Here is a 20,724-nt window from a genome sequence, read left to right as displayed (position 1 = left end):
CCGCGCCACCGGCAGCCGGCCGTGGCCGTCGCGGTGCGGCTGTCCGTGGGGCGGGCGGCCGCACCTGACGGCTCCGTCCGCCCCTTCGTCCTCGGCCGCCCTCAGCCGAGGTCGGGTTCCGCGTGGAGTTCGAGCACCGAGCCCACCCGATCGAGCTCCAGGTGCACGATCTCGTTCCCGCCCGCCCGCAGCAGCGGGGCGGGAACGTAGAGCGTGCGCTGCGGCCCTCTGTCCCAGTAGCGGCCCAGCAGGACTCCGTTGACCCAGACGTAGCCCTTGCCCCAGCCCGGCAGCATCAGGAACGTATCCGCGGGCTCGGTCACCTCCAGCACCGTGCGGAAGAACGCCGGCGCCTCGTCCACCGTCCCCTGTTCGAAGGCCAGTGCCGACACGTCCTCCAACGGGATCGCGCGGGCCCCGTATCCGTGCAGGTACTGCTGGTGGTGGAGGATCCCGCCGAGGAGCCCCTTGCGCTCGCCGAGCAGCGGCCCGTAGTTGGTCCGCCCCATCGACTCCACCAGCACCTCGACCACGGCGGACCCGCCCGCCACCGGCCCGGGAAGGACTTCCGCGTCCCGCTCCACCACACCGGCCGGCCGCCCGTCGACGAACACATGCGCGCGGTCGCGCACCTCGCGCAGCGTCAGCGGGTAGGGCTCACGCGGCCCCGGCACGGTGGTCCGGTAGAGCACGAGCCCGTGCTCCAGCCCCAGTTCCTCGAAGGTCGGCGGCACCGGTGCGACCACCTCCGGCCGCGCCAGGACGTCCAAGGCCCGCCGGAGCGGGACGGACCCCTCCGGGCGGAGCGTCGCGGGCGGCAGCACGGCCGGTACGGCGGGCACCTCGGGCAGTTCCTCGTTGTAGGCGGAGAGCACCTCGCGGAAGCGCCAGAACTTCTCCGTCGGCGCGCCGCGCTCGTCGATCGGGGCGTCGTAGTCGTAGGAGGTCACGGTGGGCCGCCAGCCCCCGTCGGCCTGCGCTCCGTCGCGGTTGGCGCCCGCCCGGGTGCCGGGGTTGCTGCCGCCATGCGCCATGTAGAGGTTGACCGACGCCCCCGCGGCCAGGATCCGCTCCAGGGTGTCGGCCGCGTCATGGGGGTCACGGACGACGTGCTCGTGCCCCCAGTGGTCGAACCAGCCGCACCAGAACTCCATGCAGAACAGCGGGTCGTCCGGGCGATGGGCGCGCAGCGTGGCGAATGCCTGCTCGGGCTCGGAGCCGAAGTTCACCGTGGCCAGCACACCGTCGACCGTTCCGCCGGTCAGGTAGTGGTCGGCCGGTCCGTCGGAGGTGAACAGCGGCACCTCGATGCCCCGCCTGACCAGCCCGTCCGCCAGATGCCGCAGGTAGGCGTGGTCGCTGCCGTAGGAGCCGTACTCGTTCTCCACCTGCACCATGATCACGTTCCCGCCGCGGGTGACCTGCCGCTCGGTCACCTGGGGCAGGATCCAGTCGAGGTAGCGGTCGACGTGGGCCAGGTACTCGGGGTCGCTGGTACGCAGGTGGCCGGTCAGCCAGACGGGCAGCCCGCCGTTGTCCCACTCCGCGCAGATGTAGGGCCCCGGCCGCACGATCGCCAGGAGCCCTTCGGTCGCCGCCGCGTCCAGGAACGCTCCCAGCTCATCCACCCTGCGGAAGTCTCCCGGCCAGGGCTCGTGCAGGTTCCACGGCACGTACGTCTCGACGGTGTTGAGCCCCATCGCGCGCAGCATGGCCAGCCGGTGCCCCCACTGTTCCCGGTGCACTCGAAAGTAGTGCAGGGCGCCGGACAGCACCCTGAACGGGGTGCCGTCCAGCTGGAATGAGCCGTCATCGACGGAGAAGACACGCACGAAAACACTCCTTTGAGGAGTCGGGGCATGGGAGCAGGGTGAAGGGGTGACGCGGTGGGGGACGGCCCTCGACCAGCGCGGCGTCGCCGTGCCGGCCGTCGACGCCGATGGTCAGGCGGTGTCTCCGCGGCAGGGTGGGGAGGCCCCGACCGGCGCTCGACTCGGGGGGCAACCTGCCGGCGGACAGGAGCAAGTTCCGGAACAGGGTACACGTGATCGTTACGTCGCTCCGGGCCCGGAACCTACTGGCTGGAACCGGCCGCGCGCGTCGCCGACCGCACGATCTCCTCCAGGTGCTCGCTGTGCGCGCCGCGCCAGTAGATCTGGCCGCACTCCGGGCAGCGGCCGTAGGCGTCGTAGGTGCGCCGGGTCCCGGCCTCCAGCAGGCGTTCGACCTCGTGCTTGCCGACGGGCACCAGCTCCCCGTTGCAGGCCGTGCAGCGGGTCCACGGCCGTAGCGGCGGCGCGAATCGTTCCAGCAGGTCATGGAGCTGGTCGTGCGGGTTGCTGCCCCGGACGTAGGCGCCGAGCCAGAGCGCCCGGCGGCGCAGCAGCCCGCGGTCGCGGGTCAGCAGCACGCGGCGTTCCGCGTTCGCCTGGACGACCAGCGAGGGGTCGTCCATGTCGTTGTGGTAGGCCGTGTCCAGGCCCAGCAGCCGGAGCCGTCGCGCCAGGGTGCCGAGATGGACGTCGAGCAGGAACCGGGGGGCGAGCCGTCCCGGTTCGAGGGGCACCCGCTGGGGGCGGGGCACGGCGTGGACGTGGACCACGTCACCGGCGGCGGGCTGGTAGGACGGGCCGACCTCCGCGCCGTCGACGGTCATGGGCCCCACCTCCGGCAGCGGGATGCCGAGCGACTCCACGACGTGCCCCAGCGTCGACGTCCCGTCGGGCGCCACCCGCTGCCACTCGCGCCGGCGGCTCGCGGGCAGGAACAGCAGCAGCTCGGCGGTGATACGCAGATGTATGTCACGTTCGACCACGCTGTCAGCATGCCATCCTGGCGGCGTTCCGTGCGGCCCGTGCGCCGTGGTCGGCGCGGTGACCTGACCCGGGGGCGCGCGCGGGTCGCTCCGGGGGACACCGAGATGGCGGCGCCCGCGCGGGCCGGAGAGGCGCCTGCCGACCCGGAGAGACGACTATTGACATCGCCGGAACAGGCGAAGAGACTCACCCGAAACCATACTCACGGTCCGGGTGTGCGGACCGGCTTGCTGTAAACGTTTACAGCACTATCAAGGAGTGACCCGATGGCCGTTTCGCGATGGCGCGGGCTCGGTGTTCTGGCAGCTCTGGCGCTTGTCGCCGTGCTGGCCGTACCCGGTCAGGCGCAGGTCGGCAAGGACCGGGCCGGCACGATCACCACGGGCTCGGCGCACTCCGCCGCGCTCGGCGAATCCATCGCGTACAACGTCTACCTGCCGCACGGCTATGACCGGGGCGCGGGGCGTTACCCGGTGCTCTACCTGCTCCACGGCAGGGGAGACACGATGCAGGCGTGGACCCAGGTCAAGGACACGCTGGACCGGCTGATCCAGGACAAGCGGATCCCCGGCCTCATCGCGGTCATGCCGGACGCGCCCTGGAGCGGAGGCGGCAGCTGGTACGTGGATTCGCGCTACACCGGCACCGACGCGCCCGGCCGGCCGGTGGAGACCGCGTTGACCCGCGACCTGGTGAACCACGTCGACTCCGCCTACCGCACCGCGCCGATCCGCGACGCGCGGATGGTCGGCGGCTACTCCATGGGCGGCTACGGCGCGCTGCGCTTCACCCTGGCCCACCCGGACCTCTTCGGCAGCGCGCTCGTCCTCAGCCCCGCCGTCTACACGCCGCTGCCGCCGGCGGACTCGTCGGCCCGCGAGTACGGCGCGTTCGGCCTCGGCGACCAGAAGTTCGCCGACGAGGTGTACCGCGAGCTCAACTACCCGGACCTGCTGCCCGGCATGGATCCCGAGCTGCCCGTGCGGCTGTTCGTCGCGGTGGGCGACGACGAGTACGCCAACCCGGACCCCGCCGACGCCCGCCACGACCTCGACTTCGAATCCGAGGCGCTCTACAACACCGTACGGCGGGCACCGGGCGTCTCGGCGGAGATGCGCATCCTGGACGGCGGCCACGACTGGAGCGTCTGGGGGCCCGCGTTCGAACAGGGCATGGCGAACCTCGGCCCCATGCTGAGTGTGGTCCCGCCGACCGGGCTGCCCGCGCCGCTGTACGGCACCGCCGGCACCGACTGGGCGGGTGGTGTGGCGGCACATGCCGACGGCTCGGTCACGCTGGGACTCGCCGCCGGTGGCCCGGTGAACGGCCGGCCGTACGCGGGCAAGCTGGACGCGGTCCTGATCCGCCGGAACCCGGACGGCACCCCGCGGTGGACGAGACAGCTCGGCACCGCCGCCGACGAGCGCCTGTACGGCGTCGCCGCCCTGCCCGACGGAGGCGTGCTGGCCGCCGGCTACACCAGGGGCGACCTGGACGGCCGCCATCCCGGCAACACCACCGACGACGCCTTCGTGGTGCGGCTGGACGCGAGCGGCGAGGTCCGGTGGCTGACCCAGTTCGGCGCGGCCGGCGCGGCGGATCGCGCCTACGGGCTCACCGCCACCGCGGACGGCGGAGGCTACCTGGTCGGCTACACCAAGGGCGCGCTCGCCGGCACGAACAGCGGCGACAAGGACGCCTTCCTGGCCCGGATCGGGGCGGACGGGCAGCTCGGCTGGACACGCCAGCTCGGCGGCGCCGGCGAGGACAAGGCCTACGGCGTGGCCGCCGACGCCACCGGTGTCTTCGTGGCCGGCAGCGCCACGGCGGGGCTGCCCGGCGCGCCGGCGCTCGGCGGGCTGGACGGCTGGATCGCCGGATACGGCACGGACGGCACCTCGCGGTGGGTGTCGGCCGCGGGCGGCGACGGCGACGACCGGCTCGGCGCGGTGACGGTGACCACCGACGGGCTCGCGGTGGCCACCGGAGAGAGCGGCGGCGACCTCCTGGCCGTGGCGTACACCTCCGCAGGCAGGCAGAAATGGAGCAGGACCGTCGCCACCCCGGCCCCGGACGCGGGAGCCGGCGTGGTCGCGCTGCCCGGCGGCGCCGTCGAGGTGATCGGATACACCCGTGGCCGGATCGGTGTGGCGGCGGGCGGCGCCGACGTGCTGGCCGTGCGCCTGTCGGGCACGGGAAGGCAGCAGGCGGCCGCCCAGTTCGGCACGGCCCGCGACGACGGCGTCGACCCGTTCGCCGAGCCGAACCTCTACGCGACGCCGACTCCGGCCGGGGACGTGCTGGTGACCGGGCTGACCTACGGGACTCCCGGCGGCGGCACCGCGCCCGGCAACGGCGACGTGTTCCTGGCCACCGTCGACCCCACCGGATGAGGCGCGCGGGCGGGCCCGGCCACGGCCCGCCCGCGCCGTACGGCTATCGCCCGGCCTCGTGCGCGCTGACCAGCTGCTTGGGCGCCGTCAGGCACCACGCCTCGGTGACCAGCTCGAACAGCTCCTCCGGGTCGATCTTCTCCAGGCGCACCACGACCCAGCCGAACCGGCCCGCGGTGAACTGGACCTCGAACACCTCCGGACGCTCGGCCACCAGCGCGATCTGCTCCTCGATCGTCGCCTTGAGCCCCACGGTCCGCGTCTTCTCCCACAGGTAACCGAAACCCTTACCGCGCACCTTCAGCGAGATCCAGTCGCCGCCCTCGCTCTGCCCGACCTCGGGCAGCCTGTCCAGCATCTCCAGGAACTCGTCAACGCTCACACCCATGGCCCACATGTATCAGAGCCCTCCGACATTTCGCCAAAGATAGAGGCAGGCGGAGGCGTGGAGCGGGAGCATCACGATTTTCGATGCTCAGGTCGTAAAGCGTTCACGGTTCTTGGGGCCGTGCCCACTGATCGTCAGCATTCGTTCACACACGCATGCCGAACGACCAGGAGACATCAATGGGGACAGGCAACTCGCGGCGCAGGCTGGCCCTCGCCGCCTGCGCGCTGAGCGGTTCGCTGGTGGCCGGTGCCACCACCTTCGGCGCCGCCTCCGCCGAATCCGCCACGTCGGCCGCGTCCGTGTCCGCGGCGCAGGAGACCACGCTGCGGGTGAAGATGTCGGGCTCGGGCGTCGACACGCTCAACCCGTTCCTCGCCTTCTTCAACGGCGCCCTGGACATCTTCGGCTCGATCTACCCCACGCTGAACTCGCTGGACGAGAACGGCAGGCCGGGCCCGTACCTGGCCGAGTCGTGGACGCCGTCGGAGGACAAGCTCACCTGGACCTTCAAGCTCAGGGACGGCCTGAAGTGGAGCGACGGCAAGCCGATCACGGCTGAGGACGCCGCCTGGACCCTCAACCTGATCATGACCGACACGGTCGCGGGCACCGCCAACGGCTCGCTGGTCGGCAACTTCGAGTCGGTCACCGCGCCCGACCCCGCGACGCTGGTCATCAAGACCAAGGCACCGCAGGCCAACGTCGTCTACGTGAGCATCCCGATCAGCGGCATCCCGATCGTGCCGAAGCACGTCTGGGAGCCGCGGGCCAAGAACCTCAAGGACGCCAAGAACGACACCTTCCCCGTCGTCGGCTACGGCCCGTGGACGCTCACGGACTACAAGCCCGAGCAGTACGCGAAGTTCGACGCCAACAAGGACTTCGTCCTCGGCAGGCCCGGCTTCGACCACATGATCCAGCAGAGCTTCAAGTCGACCGACGCCGCCGTCGCCGCGCTGCGCAGCGGCCAGCTGGACTACATCAACGCCGTGAACCCGACCCAGTTCAAGGCCCTGCGGGCGGACAAGAGCCTGCTGACCGCCCAGGAGGTCGGCAACGGCTGGACCGGTGTCGAGGTCAACCACAACGCCCGCACCCGCACCGGCAAGAAGATCGGCACCGGCCACCCCGCGCTCGGCGACCCGGTGCTGCGCCGCGCGATCTCGCTGGCCACCGACAGGAAGACGCTGGTCACCAAGGTGCTCGACGGCATGGGCGTGGTCGGCTCCGGCTACCTGCCCCCGGCCTGGCCGCAGTGGAGCTGGAAGCCGGCCGCGGGTCAGGAGACGCCGTTCGACCTCGCCCAGGCCGGCAAGATCCTCGACGACGCCGGCTACACCAAGGGCGCCGACGGCGTCCGCGTCGACCCCAAGAGCGGCAGGCCGCTGGAGCTGCGCCTCGGCATCCACTCCGACGACACGATCGACGCGGGCATCTCCACCTACCTCAAGGGCTGGCTGGAGACGATCGGGATCAAGCTCAAGATCCAGACGCTGAGCATGAGCGCGCTCAACAGCGACCTGGCCAAGGGCGACTGGGACCTGCTGATGGACGGCTGGACCACCGGCCCCGACCCGACCTACCTGCTCGGCATCCAGACCTGCGCCACGCTGCCCAAGGACGACGGCACCGGCGGCAACACCGACGCCTTCTTCTGCGACGAGGCCTACGACGAGCTGTTCAAGAAGCAGCTCACCACGTTCGACCAGGACGAGCGGGCCAAGGTCGTCGCCGAGATGCAGGACATCCTGTACAAGGCCGACGTGGACCAGATCCACTTCTACGCCAACACCCTCGACGTCGCCCGCACCGACACCGTGACCGGCCTGATCACCGGGCAGCCGGACGCGCAGGGCATGTACCCGGCGCAGACCGCGTTCTGGAGCTACCTCAAGGCCGCGCCGCCCGCCGCCAAGCCGGCCGCCGCCTCGGCCGGGGAGGACAGCGGCGGCGGCCGGCTGTGGATCGGCGCGGGCGTCCTGCTCCTCGCGCTCGTCGGCGGCGGCATCGTGCTCAGGCGACGCTCGGGCGCGGGCGACCGTGAGTAGCCTCACCGCCGCGGGCCCGGCCAAGGTCAAGGGGCAGGGGGTCAAGCGGTCGGGCTTCCTGCCCTACCTGGGCTCGAAGCTGGCCGCTGCCCTGGTCAGCTTCTTCGTCACACTGGTCATCGGCTTCGTGATCTTCAGCCTGATGCCGGCCGACCCGGTCCGCACCCTGACCAGGGGCCGCCCCACGAGCGAGGCCCAGCTCGCCCAGATCCGGGTCCAGCTCGGCCTGGACGACCCGATCTGGGAGCGGTTCCTCACCTTCGTCGGCAACACGCTCAAGGGCGAGCTCGGCTACTCCTGGCAGTTCCAGCAGTCGGTCTCGTCGCTGGTGGCCGACCGGCTCGGGCCGACCCTGCTCCTCATGGGCACGGCCGCGGTCCTGTCGATCGCGCTCGGCCTGTGGCTGGGCATCCGCAGCGGCTGGCGGCACGGCAGCCTGTTCGACCGGATCGCCTCCAGCGCCTCCCTCACGCTGTGGTCGGTGCCGACGTTCTGGCTCGGCATGATCCTGCTGGTCACCTTCAGTGTGGGCGTCGGCCCGATCCCGAGCCTGCTCCCCGCGGGCGGGATGAGCGACCCCTCGCTGCCGCAGGAGGGCTGGACCCACGTCGTCGACGTGGCCAGGCACCTCGTACTGCCCTGCCTGACCATGGTGCTGGTGGTCTTCGCCCAGTACGTCACGGTGATGCGCACCTCGATCATCGACGAGATGGGCAGCCCCTACCTGCTGACCGCCAGGGCCAAGGGCCTGACCGACGACGCCGTACGGCGGCGCCACGCGGTGCCGAACGCGCTGCTGCCCTCGGTCACGATGATCTTCATGCATCTCGGCGTGCTGGTCAGCGGGGCGATCACGGTCGAGGCCGTCTACTCCTGGCCCGGCCTCGGCTACCTGACCTACGAGGCGCTCAAGATCCCCGACCTGCCCCTGCTCCAGGGCACCTTCATCGTCTTCAGCGCGAGTGTGATCATCATGAACCTCCTGGCGGACGTGGTCTACCGCTTCCTCGACCCGAGAGTGCGAGCCCAATGAAACGCCTTCCCCCGGACGGTGTCCGGTGACCGCCGCCACGCACGCCCCGGCCGCGGTCGAGGTCCCACGCCACCACGCGTTCGGCCGGTTCTGCCGCGCCTACGCCAAGCGGCCCGCCGGCCTGGCCGGACTCGGACTGCTCGTCGCCTTCGGCGTGCTGGCCCTGGCCTCGCCGCTGTTCATCGGCGACGACCAGCTCAACGTGATCAAGGTGGACGGTCCGCAGCTCTCCCCTCCCGTCGACGGCTACCCGCTCGGCACCGACCAGGCGGGCCGATCGGTCCTGCTGCTGGTCATCTGGGGCGCACGTGAGTCGCTCAGCATCGGCATCATCGCCACCGCGCTCACCGTGGTCCTCGGCAGCGCGGTCGGCCTGCTGGCCGGGCACTACCAGGGCCGGGTCGGCCAGGGCCTGATGCACGTGACCGACTGGTTCATCGCGCTGCCCAGCCTGCCGCTGGCCATCTCGCTGTCGGCCGTGCTCGGCCAGGGCGCGGCGTCGATCACGATCGCCATCGCGGTCACCTCGTGGACCGCGACCGCCCGCCTCGTGCGGGCCCAGACGCTCGCCGTCGAGGCGAGACCCTTCATCGAGCGGGCCAGGGCGCTGGGCGCGGGCAACACCCAGATCATGATCAGGCACGTGCTGCCCAACGTCATGCCGCTGATCCTGGTCTCCAGCACGCTCACCGTCGCCTCGGCGATCCTGTCGGAGGCCACGCTGACCTTCCTCGGCCTCGGTGACCCGACCAGCGTGACCTGGGGTTCGATGCTCCAGGCGGCGTTCGCGGGTGGCGCGGTCACCGCGGGCGCGTGGTGGTACCTGATACCGCCGGGCATCGCGATCCTCATCGTCGTGCTCGGCTTCACGCTCGTCGGCCGCGCCGTCGAGCACGTGCTCAACCCGAGGATGGTGGGCCGATGACGGCGAGGGACCGGACCCGGGAGCCGGAGACGCCGGTGGCGGCGAGCGGGCAGGACCCGGCATCGGAGACGCCCGTGGCGGCGAGCGGGCAGGGCCGGACGCCGGAGGGGCGGTCCGGGACTCCGATGCTCGACGTGCGCGACCTGCGGGTGACCTACCGCAACGGCGAGCGCGCCGTGCCCGCCGTACGCGGGGTGAGCTTCACCCTCGACCGCGGCCAGACCCTCGGCGTCGCGGGGGAGTCGGGCTCGGGCAAGTCCACGATGGCACTCGGCCTGCTGCGGCTGCTGGCCCCCTCCGCCCAGGTGAGCGGCGAGGTGCTGTTCGAGGGGGAGGACCTGCTGACCACCAGGTGGGCGCGGCTGCGCGCGGTGCGCTGGTCGGCGGCCTCCGTGGTGTTCCAGGGCGCGATGAGCGCGCTCAACCCGGTGCGCACGATCGGCGAGCAGATCTGCGAGCCCATCCTGCTGCACGAGAAGGTCGGGCAGCGGGCGGCACGCAGGCGGGCGGCCGAGCTGCTCGACAGCGTCGGCGTGCCGTCGCGGCGCTCGGGCTCCTACCCGCACGAGTTCTCCGGCGGCCAGCGCCAGCGCATCATGATCGCGATGTCGCTGGCCTGCCGGCCCGACCTGATCATCGCCGACGAGCCGACCACCGCGCTCGACGTCATGGTCCAGGCGCAGGTGCTGGAGCTGCTCGGCGAGCTGGTACGCGAGTCGGGCATCGGCGTCATCATGATCAGCCACGACCTGTCGGTGCTGTCGCACATGTGCGAGCGGCTGGCCGTCATGTACGCGGGGCGGATCGCCGAGATCGGCCCGTCCAGGCAGCTCATCGCCGAGCCGCGGCACCCGTACACGCGGGCGCTCGGCCGGGCCTTCCCGACGATCGGCGACCCGGCCTCACGGCTCGCGCCCGCCGGGCTGCCCGGCGACCCGCCCACGCCGCCCGAGCTGGCCAGGCTCAGCGAGGGCAGGGGCTGCGCCTTCGAGCCGCGCTGCTCCGAGGCCGTGGCGGCCTGCCGTACCGAGACCGTGGAGCTGTGGCCGAGCGGTCCGCGGCGCGAGGCCGCGTGCCTGCGCGTGCTGGAAGGGAGCGGGACGTGAAACCCGTGCTGGAAGTCCGCGACCTGATGGTCACCTACCCGCCGCGCAGGGGCGCCGCGCCCGCGCGCGCCGTCGACGGGGTGAACCTGCAGGTACGGCGGGGCGAGATCGTCGCGCTCGTCGGCGAGTCGGGGTGCGGCAAGTCCACGCTGGCCAGAGCCCTGGTCGGGCTGGTCAAGCCGACCGGCGGCCAGGTGCTGGGCGACGGCGAGCCCCTCGGATACTCCGCCGCCGCGCTGAAGGCCTACCGCCGCCACACCCAGCTCGTCCTGCAGGACCCGGGCGGCGCGCTCAACCCCAGGCAGAACGTCTTCGACGCCGTCGCCGAGGGGCCCCGGCTGCACGGCCTGACCGATCGGCTCGGCGAACGGGTGCACGCCGCGCTGGCCAGAGCCGGGCTACGGCCGCCCGAGGAGTTCGCGGGGCGCTTCCCGCACGAGATGTCCGGCGGCCAGCAGCAGCGCGTCGTCATCGCGGGGGCGCTCGCGCTCGACCCCTCGGTCATCGTCGCCGACGAGCCGGTGGCCTCGCTCGACGCCTCCGTCAGGGGGGAGATCCTCAAACTGATCCTGGAACTGCGCGACTCGCTCGGCCTGTCCGCGCTGGTCGTCAGCCACGACCTCGGCCTGGCCTGGAACATCGCGGACAGGGTCGCGGTCATGTACCTCGGCAGGATCGTCGAGACCGGCACGGTCGAAGAGGTCCTGCTACGTCCCAAACACCCTTACACCAGGGCGCTGCTGTCGGTGCTGCCCGACTCGGGCGAGCGGCCCGTGCTGCTCACCGGCGAGCCGCCGGACCCGGCCGCCGTCCCCGGCGGCTGCCGCTTCCACCCCCGATGCCCGCTCAGGGCGGCCGAGCAGGACACACTGTGCGACAGCCGCGACCTGCCCGTCCTGACCGGCGATCCGTCGAGGTCCAGCCTCGCCGCCTGCCACCTTGTCCACTGAACCCGTCCACCGAAGGAGACCTCCGATGACCGCTTTCCTCCGTCCGCCCGCCCTGCGCCCCGGCGCCCGCGTCGCCGTCATCGCCGCGAGCAGCCCGCCCAACCAGGCCAACCTGGACCGAGGTCTGGCGGCGATGGAGGAGAGCGGCCTCAAGCCCGAGGTGTTCGCCTCCTCGCGGGCCGGCGGGACCGAGTACGACTACCTGGCGGGCGACGACCTCCTGCGGGCGGGCGACCTGACCAGGGCGCTCGGCGACCCGGCCTTCGACGCGGTCTTCTGCGCCGGCGGCGGGTACGGCATGCAGCGCACGCTGGAGCTGGTCGACTGGTCGAAGATCGACGCGTCCAGGCCGAAGGTCGTGGTGGGCTACTCCGACGTGACCGCGCTGCTGGAGGCGATCGCGGTCAAGCTCGGCTGGGCGTCGCTGTTCGGGCCGATGGTCGCCTGCGACGGCTTCTACCAGGGGCCGGGGGAGTACGACTTCGACGAGCTGATGAAGCTGCTGTTCCACCCGGAGACGGTGACCGAGCTGGTCTTCCCCGACGCCAGGACCGTCGTCCCCGGCGTCGCGGAGGGCCACACGCTGGGCGGCACGGCCACGCTGCTGGCCGCCTCGATCGGCACCGACACCTCGCTGCCCGCCCGAGGGGCGATCCTCTTCCTTGAGGACGTGGACGAGGAGCTGTTCCGGATGGACCGCTACATCACCCAGCTCCGCCGGGCCACCTACAGCGACGGCGTGGCCGGGATCCTGCTCGGCACGTTCACCAACTGCGGCGAGCCGCGCGACGTGGAGCGCATGCTGGTGGAGCGGCTGAGCGACCTCGGAGTGCCGGTCCTGGCCGGAGCGGACATCGGGCACGGCATCTCGATGCAGACCTACCCGATCGGGGTCAGGGCCCAGCTCGACACCGAGGCGGGCAGGTTGCGCCTCCTGGAGCCGGCGCTCACGCCTGACCCGGCGCTCACGCCTGACCCGGCGCTCACGCCTGACCCGGCGCTCACGCCTGACCCGGCGCTCACGCCTGACTCGGTGCTCATGCCCTGACCCGGCGCTCACGCCTGACTCGGTGCTCATGCCCTGAGCCGGCGCTCATGGCCTGAGCCGCGTTCCCGGAGCCGGAATCAGGGGTCATCCCGAACGGAAAGGGATGACCCCGCCGGTCGCCACCGTCCTCGGCGACCGATTCCGCAGGTGACGACCGCGTCAAGAACCTCCACAAGTCAGCTACAAGAGCTTCCCAAGCCCTCTCGGAAACATTGGTCATCAGCCAGCCGAGACAGTCCGGATCAGTGCGATACCGGAGGGGGAGTTGAGATGGCGACAGTCGTCAGTGGCGGGGCCGGGGCGTTGCCCGCCACGGCCTCGGAGGGGGATGAGCCCGGGGAGCGGGTCCTGGTGATCCTGAACCCGGGGGCCGGGAGCGAGCGCCTGGAGAAGGAGCTCACCGGCCGTGGCCGGCGGGTGCGGGTGGCCGGAGTGCCGGCCGGTGACCTCGCCGCCTGCGTCGAGGGGATCACGGACTTCCTGGCGGCGCCGGACAGTCCGGACCGCGCCGTGCTGCTCGGTTACGGTGCGGCCGGACCGGCGGCGATCGAGGTCGCGGACCGTCATCCGGAGCGGGTGGCCGCGGTGGTGGTCGTGGGTTCGCCGGGCGAGGAGGGCCTGCCCCTCGGAGACTCCGCCCCGGAGCTGCTCTGCCCGGTCCTGGTGCTCTCCGCGGACCCGGAGGCGGCGGTCCCGGTGCTCGTCCCCTTCCTGGACGAGCTGGACCGGCAGGCGGGCGAGGCGGGCGCTCAGGTGAAGGCCCCGGCCCGGCTCCCGGCGCTCACCCCGGCGATCTTCAACGATCCCGGCGCGCTCCGGCAGTGGCGGGAGCTGGGTCCGGTCCACCGGATCAACGCGGCCGGCGTGGCGACGTCCTGGGTTCTGACCGGACACGAGGCGACCACCACGGCTCTCGCCGATCCGGGACTGGCCGGGAACGTGGAGATCACGGCGGGGTTCCGGCTCCAGTCGGCCGATCCGGCCCTGGCGCACCGGGGCGAACTGGACCTGATCACGATCGAGGGCCGGGAACACGCCCGGCTGCGCCGGCTGATCGAGCGGCACCTCACCCCGGAACGGGTGGCGGCGCTGCGCCCGCGCATCCAGCGGGAGACCGACGCGCTGCTGGACGCGATCCCCTCCGGCGAGGTGGTCGACCTCCTCCAGAGGTTCGCCTACCCCCTGCCGGTCGCCGTCCTGTGCGAGCTGTTCGGCGTGCCGGAGCAGGACCGGGGCTACATACACGAATGGATTCTGGAGAGGCTGGTCTCCCCGCCGCCCAAGGCGCACAGCGACATCGACGACTACCTGCGCGCCCTGATCGCGGACCGGAGGGACCGGCCCTCGGACGACCTGCTCGGCTGGGTCGTCGAAGCCGAGGGAGACGGCCTGTCCGAAGAGGCCGAGGAGGACCTCGTCTCGGCGGCCAGGTTCCTGATGGTGAACGGCCACCGGGCGCCGACCACCGTGCTGGCGAGCGGGGTCGCCGCCCTGCTACGGCGGGAGCAGTGGAAACGGCTCGCGGACGACCCCACGCTGATCGTCACCGCGGTCGAGGAACTGCTGCGGATCGTCACGCCGTTCCCCGTGGGCATCCCCCGTCATGTGGCGGCTCCGATCGAGGTGGAGGGCACGCCGATCCCGGAGGGAGACCTCCTGACCGCGTCACTCGTGGCGGCCAACCGGGATCCGTCGTTCTTCACCGATCCGGACCTGCTGGACATCGGGCGGACGGACAACCCCCACCTCGCCTTCGGTCACGGCCACCACCACTGCCTGGGGGCGGAGCTGGCCAGGGCCCAGCTGCGGATCGCCATCGGCACGCTCGCCCGGCGCTTCCCGGACATGGAGCTCGCCCGTGACTCCCGGAGCCTGCACTACCGGCAGAGCAGCGTGCGCTACCTCCTCGGACTGCCGATCGTCCTCGAACCGGACCGGAGCGTCCCCGATGCCCGGCGCCCGCCGGACGGAGCGTGATGTCAGGAAACACGATCTCGTCCGAATGATCCCCCTCACGCTCTCAGCATCCAGGAGTCCGATCCGATGAAAGAGACACTTCCCCAGTTGGTGGCCTACTGCCAGGCCGACCCGCTGTTCTTCGAGCCGGTCTGGCGCATACCGGACGACGACCACCGCTTCCCCACGGCACGCCGGCCACTCCCGAGCGGGTGGCGCGTCGGCGAGAGCGAGCTGTGGGTCGTGCTGCTCCCGCCCGACGCCGCGCTCCCGGAGCAGGGGTGGAAGATCCACGTCTCGGCGACCGACGCCGACGCCGCCACCGTCTGCGATCTCGTGGTGGACTTCTGCGTCAACCGGAACATCGCCGTCAAGTTCCTCCGGAGCAAGATGGCGATGCGGCTGCTCAACAACAAGTACGCCGATCGGGGGAGCAGCGGCAAGCTGATCACGCTGTACCCGGCCGACGAGGAACAGCTGACCGAGGTGCTGCCGGAGCTGGCCGCCATCCTGCGGGACTTCACCGGCCCGTACATCCTCAGCGACCTCCGCTACGAGGACTCACCGGTCTACGTGCGGTACGGCGGGTTCCAGCCGATGACCTACACGAAATCCGACGGCAGCCTGGGGTACGCGATCCGTACGCCCGACGGGCGGCTGGTGCCGGACAAGCGGACTCCGGCGTTCACCGTACCGGAATGGGTCGCCATCCCCGAGGTGCTGCGCGCGTCGGTCGCCAAGCACGGGTCGGGCGCCGAGGGGGAGTTCCCCTACCAGATCGAACGGGCGCTGCACTTCTCCAACGGCGGCGGGGTGTACCTCGCCCGCGACGGGGAGTCCGGAGGGTACGTGGTGCTGCTGGAGGCCCGTCCGCACGCGGGCCTGGACACGGGCGGCGTCGACGCGGTCGCCAGGCTGGCACACGAGCGCGACATCCTGGAGCGGCTGAGCGACCTCGACTGCGTCCCCCGCCTGCTCGACTACCGGGTGATCTGGGAACACCACTTCCTGGTCGAGGAGTACATCGAGGGCAAGACCCTGATGGACGAGGTGTTCGAGCGCTACCCGCTGGTCAGCCCCGACCCGACCGCCGAATCGCTGGCCTCGTACACCCGGTGGGCGACCGATGTCCTGGCCAAGGTCGACCACGCGCTCATGTCCGTCCACGCGAAGGGGGTGCGGTTCGCCGACCTGCACCCCGAGAACATCATCGTCCGCCCGGACGGCCGCGTCGTACTGATCGACTTCGAGATCGCGTCCGACCTGACGGACCCGCGCCCCCCGGGCCTCGCCGCCGCGGGATTCGCCGCACCGAGGGATCTGTCCGGCCGCGAGGCCGACAACTACGTCCTGAACTGCCTGCGGCAGTGGGTGTTCCTGCCGATCAGCCCCCTGCAGGAGCGGGACCCGGTCAAGCTCTCCAGCCTCACCGACGTCGTCACCGAGCACTTCCCGCTGCCGCCGGCGTTCGGACCGCGGTTGGTCCGGCAGTTCAGCGCGGTCAGGGGACCTCTCGGCGAGGACGTCGCGGCCCGGATGTTCACCGCCGGCGACCCCGGCTGGCCGGCCATCCGCGACTCGATCGTGGCGGGGATCGACGCGAGCGCGACGCCCGACCGCAGGGACCGGCTCTTCCCGGGAGACCCGCAGCAGTTCGCGACCGGCGGGTTCACCGTGGCCAACGGCGCGGCCGGCGTGCTCTGGGCGTTGCGGCAGGCCGGCGCCGCCGTACCGGCCGACTACGTGGACTGGCTCGTCGCGGCCGCGCGGCGGGCCCCCGACCCGCGCCCCGGCCTCCTGAACGGGTTGCACGGCGTGGCGGCGACGCTGGAGTCGCTCGGGCGCCGTGACGACGCCCTCGACATACTCGACCGGGCCCGGAAACTGCATGACGGCCTCGCGGTACCCGGACTGCACGGCGGGCTGGCCGGAGCGGGCCTCAACCTCCTGCACTTCTCCGAGCTCACCGGAGACGAAGGGCTGCTCACCGAAGCCCTGGACATCGGTGAGCGGCTGGCCGCGGAACTCGGCGACGGCGACTCGGGGATGTTCACGCCGCAGGGCCGCGTCGGCCTTGAGCACGGCCTGACCGGGGTCGCGTCCTACTTCCTGCGGCTGCACGACACCACCGGGGAGATCCGTCACCTCGACCTGGCCCGGCTGGCGCTGCGGCGCGAGATCGACCGGGGCCAGGTGCTGCCGGACGGCGGTTTCTGCCTGCTGGAGAGCAACCGCTACCTCGCCTATCTCGGCACCGGCAGCGGCGGTCTGGCACTGGTGCTGTCGCAGTATCTGGGCCGGCGTGCCGAGCCGGGTTTCGCGGACGTCATCGACGGCGTCCGCCGCGCCTGCCGGGCACCGTTCGTCCGTCACCCGTCCCTCTTCATGGGACGGGCGGGCACCATCGCGACCTTCCACCTACTGGGCAGGCCGGAAGACCGGCCCGTGCTCCGTGAGCACGTGCGCCGGCTCGGCTGGCACGCCCTCCTCTACCAAGGCCACCTGGCCTTCCCCGGCAACCAACTCATGCGGCTGTCCATGGACCTGGAAACGGGTTCGGCCGGAGTTCTCGTTGCCCTCAGCGTCGCGTTCAACCAGAGCGCGTCGGTTATCCCCGTCCTCGATCTGCGGTCCCCCGCATTCGAGGCGACCGAAAGGAAACAAGAAAATGGCTCAGATTCTCCAGCTCCAGACGCTCAACGCCGCTGAGGGCAAGGCGCACCCGTGCTCCAGCCTGGTCACCTCCTACAACGGCACGGCCTGCTACGTCTGCGTCTGATGACTCCGGCGCCGGGGGGCGGTGACGCCTCCCGGCGCTGATCACCCGGGCCGTCTCGCCCGCGCTCGCCGCCCGGAACCGGCCGCCTTCTGAGAGGTGGCCGGGACCGGGCGGCGGGCGCACCGGCGCCCCCGTAGTTCTCCCCCTCAAACATCCTTGCGAGGAACCCCGTGGACACGCAGCGCCATCAGCCCGACGCCCCGGCGGCGGTGGCCGTGGCAGCCGAGCCTCGCGTCTCCGGACCCGGACGGCTGCCCCCTCACGACGGCGGAGCCCCCGCGCCGGTCCCCGCGCCGTCCGGCCCGCCACCCACCTGGCGCGTGCTGCTGGGCTACATGCGCCCGTCCTGGCGCTGGCTCGCCCTCGGCGGGCTGTTGAACCTGGTGTCCGGGGCGATCGGGCTGGCGCTGCCGCTCGCGGCCAAGCAGCTGGTCGACGACCTCGGCGCGGACCGGCCGCTGACCGACGTGCTGCTGCTGATGGGCGTCCTCGTCGTGGTGACCGCGGGGGTCGGGCCTCTGGGCGAGTACGTGCTGCGCCGTACCGGCGAGTCGATCGTGCTCACCGCCCGCCGCCGCCTGGTCTCCCATCTCCTGCGGCTGCGGATGTCCGCCGTCGACCAGGTCGAGCCCGGTGACCTGATGTCCCGCGTCACCTCCGACACCACCCTGCTGCGCCAGGTCACCACCGACTCGCTCGTCGGCACGGTCACCGGAGGCCTCACCATCCTCGCGACCATGACGATGATGGGCGTGCTCGACCCGGTGCTGCTGGCGGTCACGCTCGGCGTGCTGCTCCTCGCCGGGACGGTCGTCCGGGTGGTCATGCCGCGGGTGAGCCGGGCGAGCAGGGACATCCAGAAGTCGGTGGGAGCGATGGGCGCCGCCCTGGAGCGGATACTCGGGGCGCTGCGCACCGTGAAGGCCTCCGGCGCCGAGCACCGCGAGGAGGCGGCCGTCCACCGGGCCGCCGAGGAGTCGTGGCAGGCCAGCGTGCGTGCCGCCAAGTGGCTGGCGGTCGCCGGGCACACCGCCGAGCTCGCCCTGCAGCTGGCCTTCTTCACCGTCCTCGCCGCGGGCGGGGCCCGGGTGGCCGCCGGGCTGATCGACGTGGGGACGCTGATCGCGTTCCTGATGTACGTGTTCACCCTGGTGCCGTCCCTTCAGGGACTCGTCGGCGCGGCCGGCCAGTACCAGATCGGGGCCGCGGCGGTCGCCCGCATCCAGGAGGCCGAGCGGCTGCCGTCCGAGCCGCAGAGGCCGGCCGCCGTGCTCCCCGTTCCCGGCGCGGCACCCGCCGAACTGCGGTTCCGCGACGTGCGCTTCCGCTACGCCCCCGACCTGCCGCCCGTCCATCGCGGGGTGACCTTCACCGTCCCGGCACGGGGCATGACCGCTTTCGTCGGCCCCTCCGGCGCGGGCAAGACCACCATCTTCTCCCTCATCGAGCGGTTCTACGAGCCGACCGCGGGGAGCGTCCTGCTCGACGGCCGCGACCTCGGCGACTGGGACCTCCCGGAGCTGCGGTCCGCGATCGGCTACGTCGAGCAGGACGCCCCCGTCCTGTCGGGCTCCCTCCGCGACAACCTCCTGCTCGGCGCCCCCGACGCCACCGACCGGGAGGTCCGGCGGGTGCTGCGCACCGCCCGCCTCGACGACCTGGTGGCGCGGCTGCCCAAGGGCCTGGACACCCTGGTCGGCCACCGGGGCACCAAGCTCTCCGGCGGCGAGCGCCAGCGCGTGGCCATCGCCCGCGCGCTCCTGCGCCGCCCGCGTCTGCTGCTGCTGGACGAGGCCACCTCGCAGCTCGACGCCGTCAACGAGGCGGCGCTGCGGGACACGGTCGCCGAGGCGGCCCGGACGACGACGGTGCTGGTCGTGGCGCACCGGCTGTCCACGGTCACCCTGGCCGACCGGATCGTCGTCATGGACGCGGGCACGGTCCGGGCCGTCGGCACCCACGACGAACTGGTCGTCGCGGACCCGCTCTACGCCGAGCTCGCCGCCACCCAGTTCCTCACCGCCACCGGCTGACGCGCCGGGTGGGCACAGCTGGCTGTGCCCACCCGGCGACCTCACCCATCCGTCCGTCGCAAGGACTCACCCGGAGTCCCTCACATCCGCGGAGCCGGCCCCGGCCCTGCCCCACGTCAGGAGCGCCGCCATGAAAATACCCGATCGCCCGCTTGAGGTCGTCTGGGACATCACGTACGCGTGCCCGCTGCGGTGTTCCCACTGTTACTCGGAATCCGGGCGCCGGCCGTCACGTCAACTGGACCACGGCCAGATGCTGCGCGCCGCCGACGCCGTCATCGCGATGAGGCCGTACGGCGTGTGCATAGCCGGTGGTGAGCCCCTCCTGGTGAAGGGCGTCTTCGAGGTCATCGACCGGATCTCCGCGGCGGGGATAGAGGTCTCGCTCTTCACGGGCGGCTGGTCACTGCGCCCCGAGATGATCGACGACATCGTGCGGGGCTCCTTCAAGGTGAACGTGAGCGTCGACGGGGCCACCGCGGAGGTGCACGACCGGATCCGCGGCCGGCGCGGATCGTTCGACCGGGCGATGAACGCGCTGGCGCTCCTGGACACGGCCGCCGGGGAGCGGCGCCTGTCCGGGGGGAGCCCCCTGGGCCTGGGGATCGACTGCGTCGTGGTCAGCAGCAACTTCCACCAGATCGAAGACCTCTGCACCGCCGTCGCGCCCAGGTTCCCGGAACTGGAGTCCATCGCGTTCGGGGCGGTGATACCGGAGGGACTCGCCAGCCGCGAGGGGTTCGCCGCGCACGAACTGCTCTCCGACTTCCAGGTCGAGCTGCTGGGAAGTCCCGAGTACGGAGAACGCCTGCGCTCCCTGGCGCCGCCGTCGGTGAACGTGGCCACGACGGACAACCTGGCACTGCAGATGCACCCCGACCGCATCCGCGGCGGGTCGTTCTTCCCCGTCCTGCAGATCGAGCCGGACGGGGCCGCGCGGGCGATGGCCGCCTACGAGGGAACGGTCGGCAACGTGCTGACGGACTCCCCGCAGGAGCTGTGGCGGCGGGCCGTCGAACGCTGGCACGACCCGTTCGTGGTCGAGACGCTCGCGCCCGTGCGCACGATGGCGCAGTGGGCGGAGGCGACCCGGAAGATCGACTATCACTTCGGGTCCGAGGCCGATCGCGCGCGCATCGACCGCCGGCCGGAATTCGTCTGAGGCAGGTGTCACCGGCCGTGCCGCGGGAGGGGGCGGTCCGCTTGACCTCCTGCGGCGCGGCCCGCCGCTGGCAGTTTTCTTCAG

General features: G+C 72.0%; 14 protein-coding genes. 11 read left to right on the top strand and 3 right to left on the bottom strand.

Annotated features, from left to right (window positions below; genetic code table 11):
- Positions 1–101: 101 nt before the first annotated feature.
- Together BM085_RS24350 and BM085_RS24345 are read right to left on the bottom strand one after the other, a co-directional pair.
- Positions 102–1,832, bottom strand: coding sequence for a glycoside hydrolase family 35 protein (locus BM085_RS24350; protein WP_093889238.1), 1,731 nt, complete (start codon positions 1,830–1,832; stop codon positions 102–104).
- A gap of 242 nt (positions 1,833–2,074) precedes the next feature.
- The gene (locus tag BM085_RS24345; RefSeq protein WP_093889237.1) at positions 2,075–2,815 is read right to left on the bottom strand and encodes a Mut7-C RNAse domain-containing protein; all 741 of its coding nucleotides are present in this window, start codon (positions 2,813–2,815) and stop codon (positions 2,075–2,077) included.
- Between the two features lie 267 nt (positions 2,816–3,082).
- Here BM085_RS24345 and BM085_RS24340 point away from each other — a divergent pair, with 267 nt between their 5' ends.
- Positions 3,083–5,209, top strand: coding sequence for an alpha/beta hydrolase (locus BM085_RS24340; protein ID WP_093889236.1), 2,127 nt, complete (start codon positions 3,083–3,085; stop codon positions 5,207–5,209).
- Between the two features lie 43 nt (positions 5,210–5,252).
- Here BM085_RS24340 and BM085_RS24335 read toward each other — a convergent pair whose 3' ends face one another.
- The gene (locus BM085_RS24335) at positions 5,253–5,597 is read right to left on the bottom strand and encodes an MmcQ/YjbR family DNA-binding protein (RefSeq protein ID WP_093889235.1); all 345 of its coding nucleotides are present in this window, start codon (positions 5,595–5,597) and stop codon (positions 5,253–5,255) included.
- Positions 5,598–5,776: 179 nt separating this feature from the next.
- Here BM085_RS24335 and BM085_RS24330 point away from each other — a divergent pair, with 179 nt between their 5' ends.
- The 10 genes from BM085_RS24330 to BM085_RS24285 all read left to right on the top strand — a co-directional run bounded on the left by BM085_RS24330 (position 5,777) and on the right by BM085_RS24285 (position 20,640).
- Complete coding sequence (locus BM085_RS24330) at positions 5,777–7,648, top strand: ABC transporter substrate-binding protein (protein WP_093889234.1); 1,872 nt, start codon at positions 5,777–5,779, stop codon at positions 7,646–7,648.
- Entirely contained in the window at positions 7,641–8,681 is a 1,041-nt protein-coding gene (locus BM085_RS24325) for an ABC transporter permease (protein ID WP_093889233.1), read from the top strand. The genes BM085_RS24330 and BM085_RS24325 overlap by 8 nt, the downstream gene beginning before the upstream one ends.
- A gap of 25 nt (positions 8,682–8,706) precedes the next feature.
- The gene (locus BM085_RS24320) at positions 8,707–9,606 is read left to right on the top strand and encodes an ABC transporter permease (protein WP_093889232.1); all 900 of its coding nucleotides are present in this window, start codon (positions 8,707–8,709) and stop codon (positions 9,604–9,606) included.
- A 125-nt stretch (positions 9,607–9,731) separates the two neighbouring features.
- Positions 9,732–10,712, top strand: coding sequence for an ABC transporter ATP-binding protein (locus tag BM085_RS24315; RefSeq protein WP_245789643.1), 981 nt, complete (start codon positions 9,732–9,734; stop codon positions 10,710–10,712).
- Positions 10,709–11,662 carry an ABC transporter ATP-binding protein gene (locus tag BM085_RS24310; RefSeq protein WP_093889230.1) on the top strand — a complete coding sequence of 318 codons (954 nt, stop codon included), beginning with the start codon at positions 10,709–10,711 and terminating at the stop codon, positions 11,660–11,662. The genes BM085_RS24315 and BM085_RS24310 overlap by 4 nt, the downstream gene beginning before the upstream one ends.
- 25 nt (positions 11,663–11,687) lie before the next feature.
- Complete coding sequence (locus tag BM085_RS24305) at positions 11,688–12,710, top strand: S66 peptidase family protein (RefSeq protein WP_245789627.1); 1,023 nt, start codon at positions 11,688–11,690, stop codon at positions 12,708–12,710.
- 270 nt (positions 12,711–12,980) lie between these two features.
- Positions 12,981–14,687, top strand: coding sequence for a cytochrome P450 family protein (locus BM085_RS24300; protein WP_143121052.1), 1,707 nt, complete (start codon positions 12,981–12,983; stop codon positions 14,685–14,687).
- Between the two features lie 66 nt (positions 14,688–14,753).
- The gene (gene lanKC / locus BM085_RS24295; protein WP_093889228.1) at positions 14,754–17,375 is read left to right on the top strand and encodes a class III lanthionine synthetase LanKC; all 2,622 of its coding nucleotides are present in this window, start codon (positions 14,754–14,756) and stop codon (positions 17,373–17,375) included.
- Between the two features lie 240 nt (positions 17,376–17,615).
- Complete coding sequence (locus BM085_RS24290) at positions 17,616–19,478, top strand: ABC transporter ATP-binding protein (RefSeq protein ID WP_218158814.1); 1,863 nt, start codon at positions 17,616–17,618, stop codon at positions 19,476–19,478.
- A gap of 130 nt (positions 19,479–19,608) precedes the next feature.
- Positions 19,609–20,640, top strand: coding sequence for a radical SAM protein (locus BM085_RS24285; RefSeq protein ID WP_093889227.1), 1,032 nt, complete (start codon positions 19,609–19,611; stop codon positions 20,638–20,640).
- Positions 20,641–20,724 lie beyond the last annotated feature (84 nt).

This window comes from Streptosporangium canum (genome assembly GCF_900113865.1).
GTDB lineage: Bacteria > Actinomycetota > Actinomycetes > Streptosporangiales > Streptosporangiaceae > Streptosporangium > Streptosporangium canum.
Note: the sequence above shows the minus strand (reverse complement) of the source record. Positions and strands in the feature narration are given on the sequence as shown.